The organism is Methylotenera versatilis 301 (assembly GCF_000093025.1).
GTDB lineage: Bacteria > Pseudomonadota > Gammaproteobacteria > Burkholderiales > Methylophilaceae > Methylotenera > Methylotenera versatilis.
Genome location: NC_014207.1, coordinates 540,536 through 558,911 on the forward strand (window position 1 = coordinate 540,536; position 18,376 = coordinate 558,911).

At 42.6% G+C, this 18,376-nt stretch carries 19 protein-coding genes and 1 tRNA gene; 8 read left to right on the plus strand and 12 right to left on the minus strand.

Annotated features, from left to right (window positions below; all coding sequences use genetic code 11):
* Entirely contained in the window at positions 1 to 471 is a 471-nt protein-coding gene (locus M301_RS02515; protein WP_013147187.1) for an arsenate reductase ArsC, read from the plus strand.
* Between the two features lie 123 nt (positions 472 to 594).
* On the opposite strand, the gene M301_RS02520 is transcribed toward M301_RS02515, so the two are convergent.
* A tRNA-Arg gene (locus M301_RS02520) sits at positions 595 to 671 on the minus strand.
* A 138-nt stretch (positions 672 to 809) separates the two neighbouring features.
* On the opposite strand from M301_RS02520, the gene M301_RS02525 reads away from it, so the two are divergent.
* Both M301_RS02525 and M301_RS02530 read left to right on the plus strand, forming a co-directional pair.
* A complete protein-coding gene (locus tag M301_RS02525; protein WP_013147188.1) occupies positions 810 to 1,721 on the plus strand; it encodes a c-type cytochrome in 912 nt (303 codons plus the stop codon).
* Between the two features lie 97 nt (positions 1,722 to 1,818).
* Complete coding sequence (locus M301_RS02530) at positions 1,819 to 2,655, plus strand: symmetrical bis(5'-nucleosyl)-tetraphosphatase (protein WP_013147189.1); 837 nt, start codon at positions 1,819 to 1,821, stop codon at positions 2,653 to 2,655.
* Here the strand turns inward: M301_RS02530 and M301_RS02535 are convergent.
* The 5 genes from M301_RS02535 to M301_RS02555 all read right to left on the minus strand — a co-directional run bounded on the left by M301_RS02535 (position 2,644) and on the right by M301_RS02555 (position 6,681).
* Positions 2,644 to 3,489: a lysophospholipid acyltransferase family protein gene (locus tag M301_RS02535; RefSeq protein ID WP_013147190.1), complete on the minus strand. Its 846-nt coding sequence runs from the start codon at positions 3,487 to 3,489 to the stop codon at positions 2,644 to 2,646. The genes M301_RS02530 and M301_RS02535 overlap by 12 nt on opposite strands.
* Before the next feature lie 27 nt (positions 3,490 to 3,516).
* Positions 3,517 to 4,317 (minus strand): GNAT family N-acetyltransferase, encoded by an 801-nt coding sequence (locus tag M301_RS02540; protein ID WP_013147191.1) that lies wholly within the window; start codon positions 4,315 to 4,317, stop codon positions 3,517 to 3,519.
* Between the two features lie 202 nt (positions 4,318 to 4,519).
* Positions 4,520 to 4,972 carry an outer membrane lipoprotein gene (locus M301_RS02545; protein WP_013147192.1) on the minus strand — a complete coding sequence of 151 codons (453 nt, stop codon included), beginning with the start codon at positions 4,970 to 4,972 and terminating at the stop codon, positions 4,520 to 4,522.
* Positions 4,973 to 5,087: 115 nt separating this feature from the next.
* A complete protein-coding gene (locus M301_RS02550; RefSeq protein WP_013147193.1) occupies positions 5,088 to 6,041 on the minus strand; it encodes a carbohydrate kinase family protein in 954 nt (317 codons plus the stop codon).
* A gap of 76 nt (positions 6,042 to 6,117) precedes the next feature.
* The gene (locus M301_RS02555; protein WP_013147194.1) at positions 6,118 to 6,681 is read right to left on the minus strand and encodes a TetR/AcrR family transcriptional regulator; all 564 of its coding nucleotides are present in this window, start codon (positions 6,679 to 6,681) and stop codon (positions 6,118 to 6,120) included.
* Positions 6,682 to 6,894: 213 nt separating this feature from the next.
* Between M301_RS02555 and M301_RS02560 the strand changes: the two genes are divergently transcribed.
* Entirely contained in the window at positions 6,895 to 7,398 is a 504-nt protein-coding gene (locus M301_RS02560; RefSeq protein ID WP_013147195.1) for an SRPBCC family protein, read from the plus strand.
* A 65-nt stretch (positions 7,399 to 7,463) separates the two neighbouring features.
* Here the strand turns inward: M301_RS02560 and M301_RS02565 are convergent, their stop codons facing one another.
* The 3 genes from M301_RS02565 to M301_RS02575 are packed head-to-tail and all read right to left on the minus strand — an operon-like array spanning position 7,464 to position 9,224.
* The gene (locus tag M301_RS02565) at positions 7,464 to 8,261 is read right to left on the minus strand and encodes a hypothetical protein (protein WP_013147196.1); all 798 of its coding nucleotides are present in this window, start codon (positions 8,259 to 8,261) and stop codon (positions 7,464 to 7,466) included.
* A 23-nt stretch (positions 8,262 to 8,284) separates the two neighbouring features.
* Positions 8,285 to 8,695 carry a CopD family protein gene (locus M301_RS02570; RefSeq protein ID WP_013147197.1) on the minus strand — a complete coding sequence of 137 codons (411 nt, stop codon included), beginning with the start codon at positions 8,693 to 8,695 and terminating at the stop codon, positions 8,285 to 8,287.
* A 22-nt stretch (positions 8,696 to 8,717) separates the two neighbouring features.
* A complete protein-coding gene (locus tag M301_RS02575; RefSeq protein WP_013147198.1) occupies positions 8,718 to 9,224 on the minus strand; it encodes a TlpA disulfide reductase family protein in 507 nt (168 codons plus the stop codon).
* A gap of 202 nt (positions 9,225 to 9,426) precedes the next feature.
* Here M301_RS02575 and M301_RS02580 point away from each other — a divergent pair, with 202 nt between their 5' ends.
* The 4 genes from M301_RS02580 to M301_RS02595 all read left to right on the plus strand — a co-directional run bounded on the left by M301_RS02580 (position 9,427) and on the right by M301_RS02595 (position 15,247).
* Positions 9,427 to 13,305 carry a DUF3683 domain-containing protein gene (locus tag M301_RS02580; protein ID WP_013147199.1) on the plus strand — a complete coding sequence of 1,293 codons (3,879 nt, stop codon included), beginning with the start codon at positions 9,427 to 9,429 and terminating at the stop codon, positions 13,303 to 13,305.
* A 147-nt stretch (positions 13,306 to 13,452) separates the two neighbouring features.
* Positions 13,453 to 13,938, plus strand: a complete 486-nt coding sequence (locus M301_RS02585) for a hypothetical protein (protein ID WP_013147200.1) — start codon at positions 13,453 to 13,455, stop codon at positions 13,936 to 13,938.
* A gap of 292 nt (positions 13,939 to 14,230) precedes the next feature.
* Positions 14,231 to 14,905 (plus strand): YiaD family glycine zipper/OmpA-like lipoprotein, encoded by a 675-nt coding sequence (locus tag M301_RS02590; RefSeq protein WP_013147201.1) that lies wholly within the window; start codon positions 14,231 to 14,233, stop codon positions 14,903 to 14,905.
* 45 nt (positions 14,906 to 14,950) lie between these two features.
* Complete coding sequence (locus tag M301_RS02595; RefSeq protein WP_013147202.1) at positions 14,951 to 15,247, plus strand: hypothetical protein; 297 nt, start codon at positions 14,951 to 14,953, stop codon at positions 15,245 to 15,247.
* A gap of 81 nt (positions 15,248 to 15,328) precedes the next feature.
* Here the strand turns inward: M301_RS02595 and M301_RS02600 are convergent, their stop codons facing one another.
* The 3 genes from M301_RS02600 to phoB form a co-directional block, all read right to left on the minus strand.
* Positions 15,329 to 16,057 carry a hypothetical protein gene (locus M301_RS02600; RefSeq protein ID WP_013147203.1) on the minus strand — a complete coding sequence of 243 codons (729 nt, stop codon included), beginning with the start codon at positions 16,055 to 16,057 and terminating at the stop codon, positions 15,329 to 15,331.
* Between the two features lie 9 nt (positions 16,058 to 16,066).
* Entirely contained in the window at positions 16,067 to 17,401 is a 1,335-nt protein-coding gene (gene phoR, locus M301_RS02605) for a phosphate regulon sensor histidine kinase PhoR (RefSeq protein WP_013147204.1), read from the minus strand.
* A 102-nt stretch (positions 17,402 to 17,503) separates the two neighbouring features.
* Positions 17,504 to 18,196 carry a phosphate regulon transcriptional regulator PhoB gene (gene phoB / locus M301_RS02610; RefSeq protein WP_013147205.1) on the minus strand — a complete coding sequence of 231 codons (693 nt, stop codon included), beginning with the start codon at positions 18,194 to 18,196 and terminating at the stop codon, positions 17,504 to 17,506.
* Positions 18,197 to 18,376: the final 180 nt, after the last annotated feature.

Below are 18,376 nucleotides of genomic sequence, written 5' to 3' on the forward strand. Positions count from 1 at the left end.
ATGAACATTCTATTTTTATGTACTGGCAATTCTTGCCGTTCAATCTTAGCGGAAGCTACATTTAACGCTTTAGCCCCAAATGGGATGAAAGCCATGAGTGCCGGAAGTAAACCGACAGGTGAGGTACATCCACGCTCTATCGCTTTGTTGCAGCGTGAAGGACTATCTACAGAAGGCTATCACAGCAAATCTTGGGATAACCTACCGGTGATCCCCGATATTGTGATTACCGTGTGTGGCAATGCAGCCGGTGAAACTTGCCCAGCCTATTTAGGCAAAGTCGTCAGAGCGCATTGGGGTGTTGATGATCCAGCAAAAGCGACTGGTACCGATGCTGAAATTGATGCGGCTTTTGAAAGGGCTTATTTGATATTACGCAAAAGAATTGAAGCGTTTTTAGAGCTAGATTTGTCGGAACTTGATAATCAAATGAAGCTTGCACAAGCACTACAAGTGGTTGGCTCAATGTAACTTTAATGATGGGCTGCTGTTGGCGAGAGCAGGTTTTGAGTTATAGAGAGACACCTAGATTCATTACCTTGGCATTTAAATAAAAAAGGCTGAAACCTATTACAGATTCAGCCTTCAATTTTTTGGTGCGCCCGGCGGGAGTCGAACCCACGACCTTTGGCTTCGGAAACCAACACTCTATCCAGCTGAGCTACGGGCGCAAATAATGCACGCATTATAGCAAACCATGGCATTACATGTGTTTTTACCTGAATGAGCATGACCTTTTGCCATAAGTTAAAGTGTGGGTATAATGTTAATAATATGTATCTGTTAACTAAACTAGGGAATGTACTGTTATGAGCAATAACGATAATGAATATAAAGGCTCCACAATCAAGCAATTAATCTTGGTAATTCCAGGTGCTATTTTAGCATTTACCTTATTGATTTCATTGATCGCAAAAACCTCTAGTGTGGTAGGTACACCAGCAGCCGAAGTGCCTCAAGCTGTGGTTGCTCAAGTTGACGAAAATATTAAGCCAGTGGCGAGTGTTGAGGTTGCGGCAGCGGATGCTGGTCCTCACGTGGATAAAAGTGGTGAAGAAGTTGTTAAGGGCGTCTGTAGTGCTTGCCACACAGCGGGCTTAATGGGCTCACCTAAAATTGGTGATAAAGGTCAATGGGGTCCTCGTATTGCGCAAGGCTATGATACGCTTATCAGCCATGCAATTAATGGTATTCGTAGTATGCCTGCTCGTGGTGGTAATGCTGCGTTGACAGATGGTGAAATTGCAAATGCAGTTGCGTATATGGCTAATCAAGGTGGCGCTAACTTTACGCCACCAGCGTCAAAAGCTGCTGCCCCTGCTGATGCGAAAACCGCAGAAGCTGCTCCAGTAGCGGCTGTTGCGGCACCTGCAACAAAAGCTGCAGAGAAAAAAGCCGAAGCTGTAGCCGTTGTAGAAAAAGCTGCAGCACCAGCTGTTGTTGCAACTGCAGCTCCTGCTGCAAGCAAAGGTAAAAGCGGTCAGGAAGTCTACAAAGCGGTTTGTAGTATGTGTCACGGTGGTGGTTTGATGGGTGCGCCTAAATTTGGTGATAAAGATCAGTGGGGGCCGCGTATTGCACAAGGCCACGACACATTGGTAACTCATGCGCTTAAAGGTATTCGTATGATGCCAGCTAAAGGTGGTAATGCTGATTTGAGCGATGATGAAGTTGCAGGCGCAGTCAAATACATGGCGAATGAAGCAGGCGCAGGGTTCTAATTAACCTGATTCCCGATGTCCAGTTTTAATTAGTTCAATTGTAAAAAAATAAGAAGCCACTTACATCGTTAAGTGGCTTTTTTATTAAGGTTAATAAATGGCAACATATGCAATAGGCGATATTCAAGGTTGCTACCATGCTTTTCAAGCATTGCTGGCTCGTATTGATTTTAATCCAAAGCTCGATGAGCTCTGGCTGGTTGGCGATTTAATCAATCGGGGCAGTGGCTCGCTTGAAGTGCTGCGTTGGTGTTATGCGCATCAAGATAGCCTAAAAGTGGTGTTGGGTAATCATGATCTGCATGCGCTGGTTGTGGCAGCTGGGTTTGTTAACGCGCACAAGGGTGATACTTTAGATGCAATACTGCAGGCGGATGATCGCGATGTTTTGTTAACTTGGTTGCGACATCAGCATTTGGTTTATCAAAATGAATCGTATTTAATGGTTCATGCTGGCTTGCTGCCACAATGGACAAGTGAGCAGTCCGCTGCATACGCCACAGAGGTAGAGGCGGTATTGCGCGGTGAGGATTACTTGGATTTCTTAGCACATATGTATGGTAATCAGCCTGATAGTTGGAGTGATGAGTTGCTGGGTTTGGACCGGTTGAGGGTGATTACCAATGCCATGACGCGGCTAAGAGTATGCACAGAGCAAGGCGTAATGGAGTTTAGTTTTAAGGGTGAACTGACAGATATTCCTGTGGGATTTGTGCCTTGGTTTGATGTGGAAAATCGCGCAAGCCGAGATAAACATGTGATTTTTGGACATTGGTCTGCCCTAGGTTTGCAGCAACGGCAGAATGTATATGCGCTAGACACAGGCTGTTTGTGGGGTGGTCAGCTTACTGCCATGAATCTAGAAACCAAAGCAATTACACAAGTGCAATCACACCCGCTCGATAAGCCAATCAAGCTTAAGCTAAAGCTTTAATTTATCTTTAATCGAACGCTCAATATGTAATGTCAGTTTTCGGCGATCTTTATCTATTTCAGATAATTCGGAAGTGGCTATAGGCTTCAAAAAATGTAGCTCTACTACAACTTCTTTTTGCTGCAATACTAGTTGTATAGATTCGATTAAGGTTGTTTCGCCAGCATATGCAATCTCAGTATTTATGCTGCCGTCTTGACGAGGGTAGCGGAATGCAATCGGCCAAATGACAGCATTTGCATGAATTGCCCCTTGCATAATGCTGCTTTTAAACGGCTTAACTTCAGTGCCATCTGTTGTGGTACCTTCTGGAAACAAACAAAGCGTATCGCCATCTAACAGGCTGCGGTTGGTCGCATGCACGATGCGTGCAGCATCTTGACGCTTCTCTCTAGAAATAAACAACACATTCGATTTTTTAGCTAAGTAGCCAAATACTGGCCAGCTTTGAATGTCTGATTTTGCGATAAATCTTGTTGGAATGATGCTATTGAGTGCGTGAATGTCAATCCAGGAAATATGGTTGGCAACAAACATGATGTTACCCGCAGTTTGATATGGCGGCGGTAAATGCCCATGACTCACAAGCCGTATGTTGAAAGCCGCTAACAAATGCCTGCACCACCACTTGATTAATCTTAATTTAAACAACTTGCTAGATAGCGGAAATACCAATGCTGCTAATGTAATTCCTAGCAAAGTGTGCAAAAAAATGCGGCTAACCCTAAAGTAGCGGGTGAGTCTGCTAGTTCTAGTGGGTGTGATAATGGCGTTGTTTTTAATCGATTTCAATACGCCATATTTTATACGGAACGCACTTGCAAAACTAATCATTTATTCTAGATGTGTCCTCTAAAGGATTTATTTCAAAAAATGTGCAGCGTATTTAGTCTTCATTCGGCTAAGCGGCAACATGACCAACATATCTGCGGTATTAAAATAAGGATCCCATGCAGGTTCGCCGCAAATGTAGGCACCAAGACGTAGGTAGCCTTTAATTAATGGAGGGCAGGCCACTTGCATATCTGTCCGTAAAGAGTCATTTAGCAGTGGGTTACGAGGAAATACGCGGTATTCAAGTGGACATAGGTAGTCATCTTGTAGCCTGTGATACAGGCTTGCTGCCGCGTGACCGCCATCAGCCATACTCACACTGCCACAACCTATCATGTATTCATAATTGTGAACTTGCATATATTTAGCAAGACCAGCCCAGAGCATCGTAATCGTGCCACCGCTGCGATAGTTTTGGTGTACGCAAGCACGTCCTACTTCAACTGTACGGTCAAATAAGTGCGATAGTCTGCTTAAATCAAACTCTGCAGCTGAGTAATAGCCGCCTGCTTCATTAGCTTTCGATGGACTTAAGATTCTATAGGTACCAATCACTTGGTTGGTGCTAGTATCCCTTACGATTAAGTGATCGCAATACTGGTCAAAACCATCTACATCAAGTCCGCCAGTGCCTAAAAGCTGGGCGCCCATTTCTTCAGCAAACACCTTGTAACGTAAACGTTGCGCTTCTTCAATTTCTAGCTGACTGTGTGCAAGGCTGATGCTAAGGCGCTTTTGATCGTGAGTTGCTACATGTGCAAGTTTTTGATTGAGTGCTAGTGCGCTGCCGAGAGTAATATCAAGTACTGAAAACTCTTTATTTATCATTAGATGTCTCCTCTTAAATTTAAGGTGACTTTAATGAACAAAAGTGAAAAATAGATGACAGAAATATGACTTTTTATTGACAGTCTATTTCCAGATTGTTTCCCAGGTTGATTCTCAGTGGAGATTTACGATTAAAGTTTAGGGTATAAAAAAGAGATGCAAACGGATTGCATCTCTTGATATGTCATTTGTGGGAATCTAACTAGTGTGAAACACGTGAAGTGCCGCCATTTTCAACCAAACGCACTCTATCTCCAGCCTTAAACTCTTCATCTGCTTCTTGCACGATAGCGATTAAAGCGCCGCCATCAAGTTTTACGGTGATTTCATACGCATCTTTACGTGTTACGCCTTCTTCAACCGCTGAGCCAGCCAGGCCGCCAGCTACTGCGCCAATCACAGCTGCGATAGCACTACCGCGACCACCTCCGATTGAGCTACCAGCAATGCCGCCAACTGCGCCGCCTGCGATTGTGCCAACAGGGGATTTAGTACCTTCTAGTTTCACTGAACGTACACTTTCCACCACGCCAGTTCTCACTGTTTGCACTTTACGTGCATCGTCACGGCTATAAACGCTGCCAGAATTTGAGCTGGCGCACGCGGCAAGAAATACACTCAATATACCAACGGCCAATAATCTTGTTGTTCTCATATGATGCCTCCTAAAATGTTGTTAACTAATTTTTGTTAGTGCTATATCTTTAATGTCGATGCCAATGACTAATATATCAATTCAGACTATTTGTTGTTAGCGATAGTTGCGTTTATTAGCCTAAATTTTCAGTGAGCGCGGTTTCATCCACCAGTGCTTGTGTGTAAATCGCTTCAATTTCAGCACGCGTAGGTTTATGGTTTTGTCCGCCACGGCTTTCAATTTTAATCGCGCCCATAGTAGAAGCTAGCCTGCCACAGGTCGGCCAATCCCAGCCTCTTGCAATGCCGTAAAGCAAGCCTGCGCGATAAGCGTCACCACAACCCGTGGGGTCTACAATCTTCATGGCCTTAACGCATGGAATATCAAAACGTTGACCATCTGCATAAATTTGTGAACCAGCTCCGCCGAGTGTCACTATTAAGGCTTTTACCTTAAGCGCTAATTGTTCTAAATCAAGCCCAGTTTTATCTTGAATGATTTGTGACTCATAGTCGTTTACTGCTAAGTAGTCAGCCATTTCAATAAACTCTAAAAGCTCTTTGCCATCAAACATCGGTAAGCCTTGGCCTGGATCAAACAAAAATGGAATGCCAGCTTCAAAGCACTCGCGTGCATGCTGAAACATACCGCCGCGACCATCAGGAGCAATTACTGCCAATGTGACGTCTTTAGCATCGTAAACGCTATTCTGGTGTGATTCAACCATCGCGCCGGGATGAAAAGCAGTGATCTGGTTATCATCGGTATCGGTAGTGATAAAGGCTTGCGCGGTAAAGCTGCCTTGAATAGTTTTAACGTGCGTGGTGTTAAGTTTATTTTGTTCCAACCATTGAGTGTAGGTAGAGAAATCTTCACCCACGGTTGCCATGATGAGCGGATTGCCTTCAAGTAATTGCATATTGTATGCAATGTTGCCTGCGGTGCCGCCAAACTCGCGACGCATTTCAGGTACATAAAATGCCACACTTAATGCATGAATTTTATCTGGCAGGATGTGATTTTTGAATTGATCTTGAAACACCATGATGGTGTCGAAGGCAAGCGAACCGCAAATAAGAGTATTCATGAGAATAATAGATTAAATTAAAGCACCTATTATCTAAGGTATTGGCTTGCGCAGGCAAGCCAAATTAATGCTAAGACTAATTAGTGAGCGCGCTATCGATTAATATTTTTGAAGCTTTTTTCGCGTATTTCATGGCGCCAGAGCCGCGTTTCATTTGCTCAGCCTGCACTGCACCTTCAAATATGAGTGAGAGCTGTAGCGCTAAACCATCTGCGTCTTGGATGTTAGCCTCAGTTGCTAGGCTGCTGATGTATTGCCTAAACTGGCGTGATTGCTCTGAAGAAAGCTGGTGTACTGCGCTTTCTTCATTAGGAAACTCAGCAGAAGCCTTAATGAAACCCATGCCACGAAAGTTGGGTGATGTTACCCACTCTTCAATAAACTCAAATAGTTTTTGTAGTTTTTCGCTTGGTTTTTTTGCGTTTGAATTGAGTTTTTCACTCAACCAGCTTTGAAAGTCTTGATGACCTTTTTCTAACACTTCAAGAATTAAATTCTCTTTGCTAGTGAAATATTTATAAAGCGTCATTTTAGTTGTACCGGCGACTGCAACAATCGTATCCACGCCAGTCGAGTTTATACCCCTCGTTTGGAAGAGGTCGGTAGCCACTACTAAGATTTTACTTTTTAGCGAAGACATAGCATTGCCTCCAATTAACACTTGAATTTTAATTTTATACCAAAATAAATAAAAAATCTATATACAGACCTGTATATATAAGATAAACTATTTTCACGGTTGCAGTTTAATCGTTTTTCATTGTTGATTTAAAAGAACATTGTAAAAAATATTACTGCAATAATGCGATGTTAAATGTATATACCAATTTGTATATTTTTTAGGAGAATTATAATGAGTAAATTACTTATAGCACTATCTTTAGCAGCGATTGGTTTTACAGCAAATGCCAACGCAGGGTCAGCAGCATCACTTTATGTCATTAAATCGGTCAACATCAATGTCCCTGCAGCCACTGCTTGGGAAAAGATTTCTAAGTTTGGCGATTTAGGTGCTTGGCATCCAGCAGTAGCAAAAACGGAAATTGTTGCTGGGTCAGAAGGTAAAAAAGGTGCAAAACGCACGCTAACATTGCAAGATGGTGGCAAGATTAATGAAACATTAACTGCGTACAATGCAAAAAATAAAACGATGAGCTACATCATTACGGATGGCGTATTACCTGTGACTAGCTACGCTTCAAACTTACATGTATATTCAAATGGTGCAGATAAATCTGTTGTAGTGTGGGAAGGCAGCTTTTTGCCGAAAGCGCCTGCGGATGAAAAAGCAGCATCTGATGCTATTGGTGGCGTTTACGAGGGTGGTTTAGCTAACCTTAAGAAAATTTTAGAGTAGCGGCTTAAAGTGTAGTTGCTTAAATGGGTGTGGCAATGTGAAAACATTGCCACACAACCCTTTAGCTATCTTGAGTTTGCCATCAACATAGGCGTGAAATTGCAGCGCACTTTTTCTAAATATGAATTGGCAATCGCCAAGTCATTCAGGTTGGTTGGTATTTTTCCACCAACCACGTTTTCTAAATATATCGCTTTATCTTTATCTGGAATCTGAATCGCTTCCGGAAACTGGCAGGTGCCATTACGCATCTGCTCATATCTTGCATACATCGCCGCCGCTTCTTGCGCAGTTAACCTGGTATTGACTGGGCTTATTGCAGTGCTTACTTTTGTCGTTTGATTGTTAAAAGACTTTGCGATTATGGGCTTAGCTTGCACATGTAATAGTGTAGGCAGCCAAATTGAGCCAATACCAACGATCAGAAATAAACTTACGGCTACTCCATAAACAGCTGGTTTGGATATTGTTGGTTTAAAAGCCGAGAGTTTGTCGCGTAGATTTTCTAACCAAACCCACTCATTTTGAGTTTGTGCCAGAATCAGTGCGTTAGCTGCTTTTTTTGCATGCATTAAACTACCGCAACCAGGCTGATTGATTTCTTGCTGTGCTGCATTGCGTGCAATTAAAGCGATGTGTTCAGCAAGAATTGACGGGTTAGAAGCGCCTAAGCTTTTAGCTTGTGTTGTTAAAAACTCAATTAGCTGGCTATTCGCCAATGATGTTTGTGTGATGATCATCTGCGTATCGGGCGCAGCTAGCCAGTCATTTAAGATGTCAAACAGGCTGAGTACGCGACCTTGTGGCGTTTTGCTGGATTTAGCCAGCATATTAAGCAGCCACTGAGAGTTGAAGATGTCCATCAATTAAATGATCCGTTAAATTGTCAGAACGGTTTAACAACAACTAGTATGACAATGATAGTAAGCGCAACGACAGGAAGCTCATTAAACCAGCGATACCAGATATGGCTGCGTGTATTTCTATCATGTTTAAAGTCATTAACTAATTTGCCGCAATAAAAGTGGTAAGCAACCAGCACGGCAACCAGTGTTAATTTCGGGTGCATCCACTTGCCAGTGACGCCATAGCCCAGCCATAGCCAAAGACCAAAGCCCAGAGCTAACACAGCGAGTGGGAACATGAACCGATACAATTTACGCTCCATCAATTTGAGTCGCTCAGATGTTGTGGCGTCGGTCACCATGGCGTGATTCACTAAAAGCCTAGGCAAGTAAAATAGCCCAGCAAACCAGCTAGTGACAAAGATAATGTGAAATGCCTTAACCCATAACATCAATAAAGTCCTTTAATTATCATCAATTTTTTGCAGTAAGCTCTACACTTAATAGCTGATTTAATTTAACAAAATCTAATGCGCCAATTGTACGTTGTAACTGCTTACCTTGCTTATCAAAAATAAAGGTTGTTGGCGTTAAATCAACGTTACCAAACTTTTGTGTTATTTCTGCAAGCCCGTCATGCATGACTGGGAATGGTAGTTTCTTCTGCGTGACATAATTTAACACTTGTGCAGGTGGGTCGTAAGGCATCGCAACTGCAATGATTTCAAGGCCCTTTTTCTGGTATTGCTGATACGTATTCACTAATGCTGGCATTTCTGTAACGCACGCTAGGCAATCTGTTGCCCAGAAATTCACTATAACCACTTTGCCTTTTAAGTCCGCCATGCTGATTTTTTTACCCTCAATAGTGGTAAAAGTAAGGTCTGGAGCATTGTTTCTATTGTGGATAAGTATTGCCAAAGACACTAGCAATGCCAATATAACGGCAGCAAATAGTGATTTATTTAATAAATTATTCATGCAAATAGTCTATCTTATTTAGAGTGGCGGCAAGCTATAAGTTGATGCGCAACTTAATGATTTAAAATGGGTCATAAAAAACTTCAATAACCACAAAACAGTCGCGCTTATTTGCAGTGATTCAACATGTTATAATCACGTATCTTAATAGCAAAGCTATTTATCTAGACACTTATTAAAAAAAGACGTTGATCAAAAAACAATGAACGCACCTCTACATAGCAATATTCATCATGCAGAAGCGCAGCCTGCTACACGCTTGCGTGAAATCCCTTACAACTACACCTCATTTTCAGACCGCGAAATCGTCATTCGGTTCTTGGGCGAGGGTATATGGGAAACTTTAAACGAATTACGAGGTGAGCGTAAAACCGGTCGCTCTGCGCGCATGTTGTTTGAAGTGTTGGGTGATTTGTGGGTAGTGACTCGCAACCCGTATTTGCAGGATGACTTGTTAGAAAATCCTAAGCGCCGTAAAGCACTGATAGATGCATTGCATCACCGCATAGCGGCAATTGATGAGCGTAATACTGGCAGCACCGCTAGCGATAAAGTGCAAAAAATGGTGACTGCTGCAAAAAAAGCGGTAGACAAATTTGCTGATGACTTCCGTCAAACCTATGATTTGCGTAAAAAAGCCTTAGCTAAATTTACGAAAATCACACGTAAAGATAATGTTCAGTTTGATGGTTTAGCTCGAGTTTCACACGTCACAGATGCTACTGACTGGCGTGTTGAGTACCCGTTTGTGGTGCTTAATCCGGATACAGAAAAAGAAATTGCCTATTTAGTACGTGCTTGTATTGAGTTGGGTCTTACCGTCATTCCTCGAGGCGGTGGTACTGGTTACACTGGCGGAGCGATTCCTCTGACGCCTATGTCTGCAGTGATTAATACGGAAAAGCTAGACCAACATACTGGCGTGCAAATGCGCACCTTGCCTGGTGTAGCAAGACAAGTTGCGACCATTGAATGCGGCGCAGGTGTGGTGACACGTCGTGCGATGGAAGCAGCGACTGATGCGGGTTTAGAGTTCGCCTGCGACCCAACTTCAGCTGACGCCTCTTGCATTGGCGGTAACGTTGCAATGAACGCGGGTGGTAAAAAAGCGGTGCTTTGGGGTACGGCTTTAGATAACCTCGCCTCATGGCGCATGGTGACGCCTGATGCCGAATGGCTTGAGGTGGAACGCTTAGACCATAATCTAGGCAAAATTCATGATATTGCAATCGCGCGCTTTAAAGTGAGTCGCTATGCAGAAGACATGAAAACCTTGCTGGCGGAACCTGAGATTTTAGAAATTGCAGGGCCTAGCTTCCGTAAAGTTGGTTTGGGTAAAGACGTTACTGATAAATTCTTGAGTGGTTTGCCAGGCATACAAAAAGAGGGTTGCGATGGTTTAATTACCTCTGCGACGTTTATTTTGCATCGCATGCCTAAGCATGTTCGCACTGTTGCGCTTGAGTTCTTTGGTAATGTTTCACATGCCGTACCAGCCATTGTTGAAATTAAAGATTATCTAGATGCGACTGCAAGAAAAGATCCGCTAGTGTTGATGGCTGGTCTAGAGCACATGGATGAGCGTTATATCAAAGCCGTTGGTTATGCGACCAAAGCTGCGCGTCAACAACGCCCCAAAATGGTGTTGATTGCTGATATTGCCTCTGACGATGAAAACGCAGTAGGTGAAGCGGCATCGCACATCGTTCGCTTGTGTAATGCACGTGATGGCGAGGGTTTTATTGCAGTTTCAGCTGAAGCACGTAAAAAATTCTGGCTTGACCGTGCGCGTACCGCCGCTATTGCTAAACATACCAATGCCTTCAAAATTAACGAAGACGTGGTGATTCCATTGCCGCGTTTGGGTGATTATTCAGATGGTATCGAGCGCATTAATATTGAGCTTTCTATCAAAAACAAACTGCAATTGCTTGATGCTTTAGAAGCATTTATGCAAGGTGATTTACCTCTGCAAGCTGATGAAGATGGCAACGCTGATGCGCAAATGGTGCAATCAAAACAATTGATTGCTTTACAGTTGCTACGCGATTTACGTGCTAAATGGCGCATGATTTTGAACACGTTGGATGAGCCAGTGAATGTGCTGGGTCAGCTTGGCGATTCACTCGACCAGTATGAAAATGTGTTCCGCGCTGTGCAATCTTACGATTTACGTATTTCATGGAAGCGTGAACTTAAGCGCCCAATGGCCGATATATTCGCAGGTCGTGAGTATCAAAAAATACTGAATCGCTGCGATGACATTCACAAAACTGTACTTAAAGGCCGCGTATTTATTGCCTTGCATATGCATGCGGGTGACGGAAATGTTCACACCAACATTCCAGTGAATTCTGATGACTATGAGATGATGAAAACAGCGCACGAAGCCGTAGCGCGAGTGATGGCACTAGCTAAGGGCTTAGATGGCGTGATTTCAGGTGAGCATGGTATAGGCATCACTAAAATGGAGTTTTTGGAAACTTCAACGATTGAAGCTTTTACCAAATACAAGAATAAAGTGGATCCGAATGGTCACTTTAACAAAGGCAAGCTCATGGCAGGTTCAGGGCTTGAGAATGCCTATACCCCTAGCTTTGGCTTGCTTGAGCAAGAGTCTATCATTATGGAGCAATCAGCCATTGGCGAGATTGCGGACTCAATTAGCGACTGTTTGCGTTGCGGAAAATGTAAGCCTGTGTGTACCACGCACGTGCCGCGGGCTAATTTGCTTTACAGTCCGCGTAACAAGATTTTAGGTACCTCTTTATTGATTGAGGCGTTCTTGTATGAAGAGCAAACGCGACGCGGTATTTCACTGAAACACTTTGATGAGTTTAACGATGTAGCAGACCATTGTACGGTTTGCCATAAGTGCTTAAATCCGTGTCCAGTGGATATTGACTTTGGCGATGTTTCAGTCGCTATGCGTAACTTCCTGCGCGAGCAAGGTAAAAAACAATTCAATCCTGGCACTGCTTTAGGTATGGCATTCTTGAATGCCAAAGATCCTGCGACGATTAAGTTGATGCGCACCTTTATGGTCACCATTGGCTATAAAGCGCAAAGTTTCGCGCACAGTTTGGCGAAGAAATTTCATCTATTAAAAGATAAAATCAGACCGCCGGCGACTGTCGGTAAGCCGGAAATCAAAGCTCAGGTAATTCATTTTATCAATCGACCGATGCCTAAGAAAATGCCGACCAAAACATCGCGTGCACTTTTAGGTATTGAAGATGACACCATGATTCCAGTCATTCGCAACCCTAAAATTGTGACTGAAGATTCAGATGCGGTATTCTACTTTCCTGGTTGCGGCTCAGAGCGTTTGTTCTCAAACGTAGGTTTGGCTACGCAAGCGATGTTGTATGAAGTAGGCGCAATTACCGTATTGCCACCAGGTTACTTGTGTTGCGGCTACCCGCAAACGGCAAGTGGTAATCACGATAAAGGTCAGGAGATTACTACAGATAATCGCGTGCTATTCCACCGCGTGGCCAATACGTTGAATTACTTGGATATTAAAACCGTCATCGTGTCTTGCGGTACGTGTATGGATCAACTGCAAAAATACGAGTTTGAGAAGATATTTCCAGGTTGCAGACTGTTAGATATTCATGAGTATCTGATGGAAAAAGACATGAAGCTGGCAGGCATTACTGGTACAAAGTATATGTATCACGACCCATGCCACACGCCGATGAAAACTTATAAACCTTTAGAAGTGACCAATAAGCTCATGGGAACAGACGTTCAACTGAATGACCGTTGCTGTGGTGAAAGCGGTACATTTGCTGTCGCGCGCCCAGATATTGCTACGCAGGTAAAAATGCGTAAGCAGGAAGAGCTAGCAAAAGGTATGGAAAAAATGGGCTTAACGGTGGGAAATCCTGAAGAAAAAGTGAAAATTCTGACTTCATGCCCAAGCTGTTTGCAAGGTTTGTCACGTTATGGTGAAGACACTGGTATTGAGGCAGACTACATTGTAGTTGAGATGGCGAAGCATATTCTTGGTGAGAACTGGATGCAGGAATATGTGGCGCGGGTCAACAATGGTGGGATTGAGAAGGTGTTATTGTAGATAATGTCTTTTCACGTGGACTCATGTGAGAATAATGAATGAAAATTACCAAAATCCAAGTGCCAAGCACTTAGATTTTGGTAGTTGTGTGACAAATACTTAACAAAGTAGTTATTTAACGTTCTACCAATTAAATAGCACCTATTCATGATTCAGAAGATTCGATTATGTTGTTTTAACTTGGCATTTAGAGGTGCTCATCACTCACTGCATTTACCCCAAAAGGTTTTTGCTACGCGAGATTTGCCTGCATGCTACTCAAAAGATTCTTACGCGCCAGAGCAAGTCCGAGCATTAAATCGATATCACATAGTTGTTGGAAAAAATGAATATGTATTTTGGTTTAAAGAAGGTGACCAAAATACACATTGGGTATCTACGGCTTCAAATAATATCGATGAGTTTATTCGACAATTCTACAGAGAAAAGATTTTTGGTGAGTTTGCACCATATTCTCTTATAGTGACCCAAATGCTATATGGGCAGTATATTGAGTTTGTTAAAAATGGAAAAGTAGATAAGTTTGAGAGAAAGAAACTACAAGTTCAAAACAAACTTAGCGCTTTTCTTAATAATTACTTTAATACTAGCAAATATAAGCTATTAAAATTTCTAATTAAACTCACAAATTAAGCCGTCATTCCGACGAAAGCTAGAATCCAGAGGCTTTCGGTTTTGCTTGCCTTAAGTATTCAAACCACCGTAAATTAATTACGATTCTTTACGTTTAATTAACATCTTTGCTGAATTAATGTTGTTAAACTAATCCTCTTGTGTGCGTTAGCCAACATAAATATTTTTTTATCTAGTTCATAATCAAAATTATTCTTGAGTTTCTATTTCATTTTTAAACGGTTTATTTACGTGAATGAATAGTTAATTTGTTGGTTAATCCATAGTCGTTTCATTAGTAAAGGAAGTTGATATGCGTAATAAAATTATTGTGAGTTCTATTCTGGTTGCGTTTACATTGGGCGGTTGTGCCAACATGACAGAAACCCAAAAAGGCACAGCTAAAGGCGCGGGCATCGGTGCAGGTGTAGGTGCTGTAGTCGGAGCAATCGCAGGTAATACAAGAGGTGCTGTGATTGGTGCTGCGGTTGGTGCTGCTGCGGGTGGTGTGGCTGGTAACGTTTGGACTAAGCGTCAAGAAGAGCAAAAGAGACAAATGGAAGAGGCTACAGCTGGTACAGGCGTTGCAGTTACGCAGACTGCTGATAATCGCTTGAAGTTAGATATTCCAAGTGACATTTCGTTTGCCGTGGGTCGTGCAGATGTACAACCTAACTTCAGAGCGATATTAGATACTTTTGCAAATGGTCTAGTGACTAATCCAAATAGTAACGTGACTATTATTGGTCACACTGACAGTACAGGTAGCGATGCAGTGAATAACCCATTGTCATTGAACCGTGCTGCAAGTGTAAGGGACTATCTAACGAGCAAACGGGTTGCTAGCAACCGTATTACGATTGATGGTCGCGGTTCACGTGAGCCATTGGTGGCAAATGATACTGCAGCAAATAAAGCCAAAAATCGTCGTGTAGAGATTTTTGTAGCAGAACCTGCGCCAGCAGTTGCGCCTGCAAGTAATAAGTAATAGAATTTTTACTCGTAGACTTAATAATTTGTAAAGGATTTAAAGATGAATAAACTGCTAAAAGTGTTGTTATTAAGTTTGGTTGTTACTGTAGGTTTTGCCGCATGTAGCAAAAAAGCAGAAGATGCTGCAGCAGAATCTGCTGAAAAAGCGAAAGAGGCTGTCACGGAAATGAAAGCAACGACCGTTGATGCCGCAAAAGATGCAGCAGCTAAAACTGAGGATGCTGCTAAAGAAGCGGCTGCTGCAACTCAAGCCGCTGCTGGTGAAGCCAAAGATGCTGCAGTAGATGCTGTGCAAGCCGCCAAAGATGCAGCTGCAAAAGACTCATCAGCTAAGTAATTTTTCGCGTACCTGTTTGTTCTAGGTATATTCAATAAAAAAGGAGCCTAGGCTCCTTTTTTATTGTCTGCATTGAACTTGCTAGAAAGGCAAAAATACTGCAGTTGCGAGGCTTTGCACCACCCGTGAAATTAGCCGCTGTGATTTTTCCGCTAAGGTGATGGCAAATAAATCTGTGCGACCTATCATTTTTCCAAACTCGCGTTCGAATGATAAATTTTTATCTTTATCGTTGATTTCATTGCTGAGTAAATACAAGGCGCCCGTATCATCTCTAGCATTTGAGAGCTTCCAAGCCGCAATCTCAATGTTTCTCGACACGTTATACATATGTTGCGGGTCTATGCTGTCATTTAAGTAAAAGTCGGTTTTATTACCATGTGCTTTAAGCAACATAGTTTGCAGCCCGACGATAAAGGCCAATACTCGGTCACCAGTAAAATCTGGTTTAAATGCTAAAAATATAGCTTCGGTACCTTGCTGATTGTTAATAGATTCAAATTGGTAATGATGCTGTGTTTCACCATTAAAAACCCAATCCACCATTCTTTCTGCGACATCAGGTGTGCTCTTTTGTAATTCGTGCGGGTTGCGCTTATACAGTTTTAGCATAAGCAAGCGCAAGCTTTCGGTATTTTCACGTACTTCAACATCGGCCATGCGATCGGAATCGCCCTTGCCGAGCTGGTTAATCGTACTGCGGTCATCTTGCTCAGGAATCGGCTTGGCGGATTGCGTGGCTGTATTGTTTGAAATGGTTGCACAGGCTGGCAACATCACAATTAGCAGAGTAATAATGACTGAGCGCATTTTAACGGTTTATTTTTTTAGTGCAATTCGTGCTTTAGGGAATGCTGCGCTGAAAGTGCTTCCTACCCCTAATTCGCTGGAGATTTCCAGTTTCGCTTGATGACGAATTAGGATGTGTTTAACGATTGATAATCCAAGTCCGGTGCCGCCTGTTTCTCTGCTACGGCTACGGTCTACTCGGTAAAAGCGTTCAGTTAGCCTGTCAATATGTTGTTGCTCAATACCAATTCCAGTATCGCGTACAGAAAAAACAGGTTCGCCATTCACTAATGCCCAACGGATAAAGATTTCACCAGTTTTACCGGATTTCTTATCACCAGCGGGTGTGTAGCGAATAGCATTACTAACTAAGTTGCTAAATACGCTACGTAGCTCATCCACCGCGCCATTCAGATTGAGTGCTGGGTCAGCATCAAGATGAATAATGTGTTTATTTTTATTCAAGCCCTGACTTAACCCAATGCCGTCATTTTGTACAGACTTTAATAAAGTAGACATATCGATTTCACTATCGTCAGGCTCTTCGGTGTTGCTTTCTATGGAGGATAGCGTGAGTAAATCTTCAATAATGCGGCGCATGCGTATGGTTTGTTCTTCCATCATTGCAAAATAATTTTTTAAATTATCTGGCACTGCGCCTTCCATATCTGTCAGCGTTTCTAAAAAACCACCTACCACGGTGAGTGGCGTGCGCAGCTCATGAGAAACATTGGCAATAAAATCTCTACGCATGACGTCTACTTTTTCGTACTGCGTCATGTCACGGCTAATTAATAACTTTTGATTATTGGCGAATGGTATCAGCTGGATTTCTAGGATGACCTCAGAATTTCGCCAAGACTTCAGCTTAAATGGCTCGTCATATTTTTCGTTATACAAGTAAGCGATAAAGTGACTATTGCGAATTAAATTAACGACAGGAAGCTTTCTATCTGTATCTAAATTCAATCCCAGCTGGTGTTCCGCATTGGGCGTGCACCATTCAATTTCATTGCTGGCACTCAGTATCACTAAGCCGTCGGGCATGGCACTAGTGGCAAGATTAAAGCGCTCTAATGCAGAGTTAAGTTGATTTTGATTTTGGTTATTATTACGCTCATACTTTAACAGTGCGACGAAAATATCCTCCCAAACGCCTGAGCCTTCGGGGATTTCTTTGAGAGCAGGATTTTTAAACCAGTTTTGCAGTGCGTGTAGCCAATAAACATGGCTAATGAGGTATATCAAAAGGCCAGCGGCAAATACGATAAGCGCTGTATTGACGCTAGTGATTAGCCAGAAAAATAGACTGATGACGCTGAGCGCGCAAACGAATAAACCAGCTTTCCAACGAATATCTAGCACAGATTAACTTTTTCAATAAATTGACGTCAACAATTATAGCCAGCTTTTTAGCAGAATAATGAGCTATAACGTATATATTTATTGCTTATTTTAATCGTGTATTTAATCGTTCTTTTCTGATAATCGATAGCCTGCGCCTCGTACGGTTTGAATTAAATCTTCATGACCAGAAAGTGAAAGTGCATTGCGCAAGCGGCGAATATGTACATCTACTGTGCGGTCTTCAACAAAAACGCGATCGCCCCAAACTTTATCTAAAAGCTGGCTGCGCGTGTGCACTCGTTCAGCATTCGTCATAAAGAAGTGTAGTAGTCTGAATTCAGTTGGGCCTAAATCTATTGTTTTATTGTTACCAGTAACGCGGTGAGTGGTTGGGTCTAAGCGTAAACCAGCCATTTCAATTGGGTCATCTGTCATTTGCGGCGCACGGCGACGTAACACGGCTTTGATGCGTGCATTCAATTCGCGAGGGCTAAATGGTTTGGTGACGTAATCATCTGCGCCAACTTCCAAACCACGTACTTTGTCGTATTCATCACCACGTGCGGTCAGCATGATAATAGGAATGGTCTTGGTCAGATTGTCAGACTTCAATAAGCGCGCAAATTCCAAGCCGTTCATGCCTGGTAGCATCCAATCCAGTAAAATCAAATCAGGGATAGTTTCGCGCATTAGGTTTTGTGCAATCTCTACACTTAATGCGCGCATGGCGTTGTGCCCTGCTTGGGTGATGTTTAGCGCCAGTAGTTCTTGAATCGCTGGTTCATCTTCCACAACTAATATATTGGCCGGCATAGCTTCCTCTTGAATGTACTTTTTATTACTTTATTTTTGCCAGTTTATGATTTAAATGTGACAGATTCATGACAAATAGTAAATATAAAATTCCACGGTGATACTTCTGCGATGCTTCTGTCGTGCTTCCATCAAATTACCGCTTTTTAAATTGCCATTTTTTTTAATTTGTTACACTAT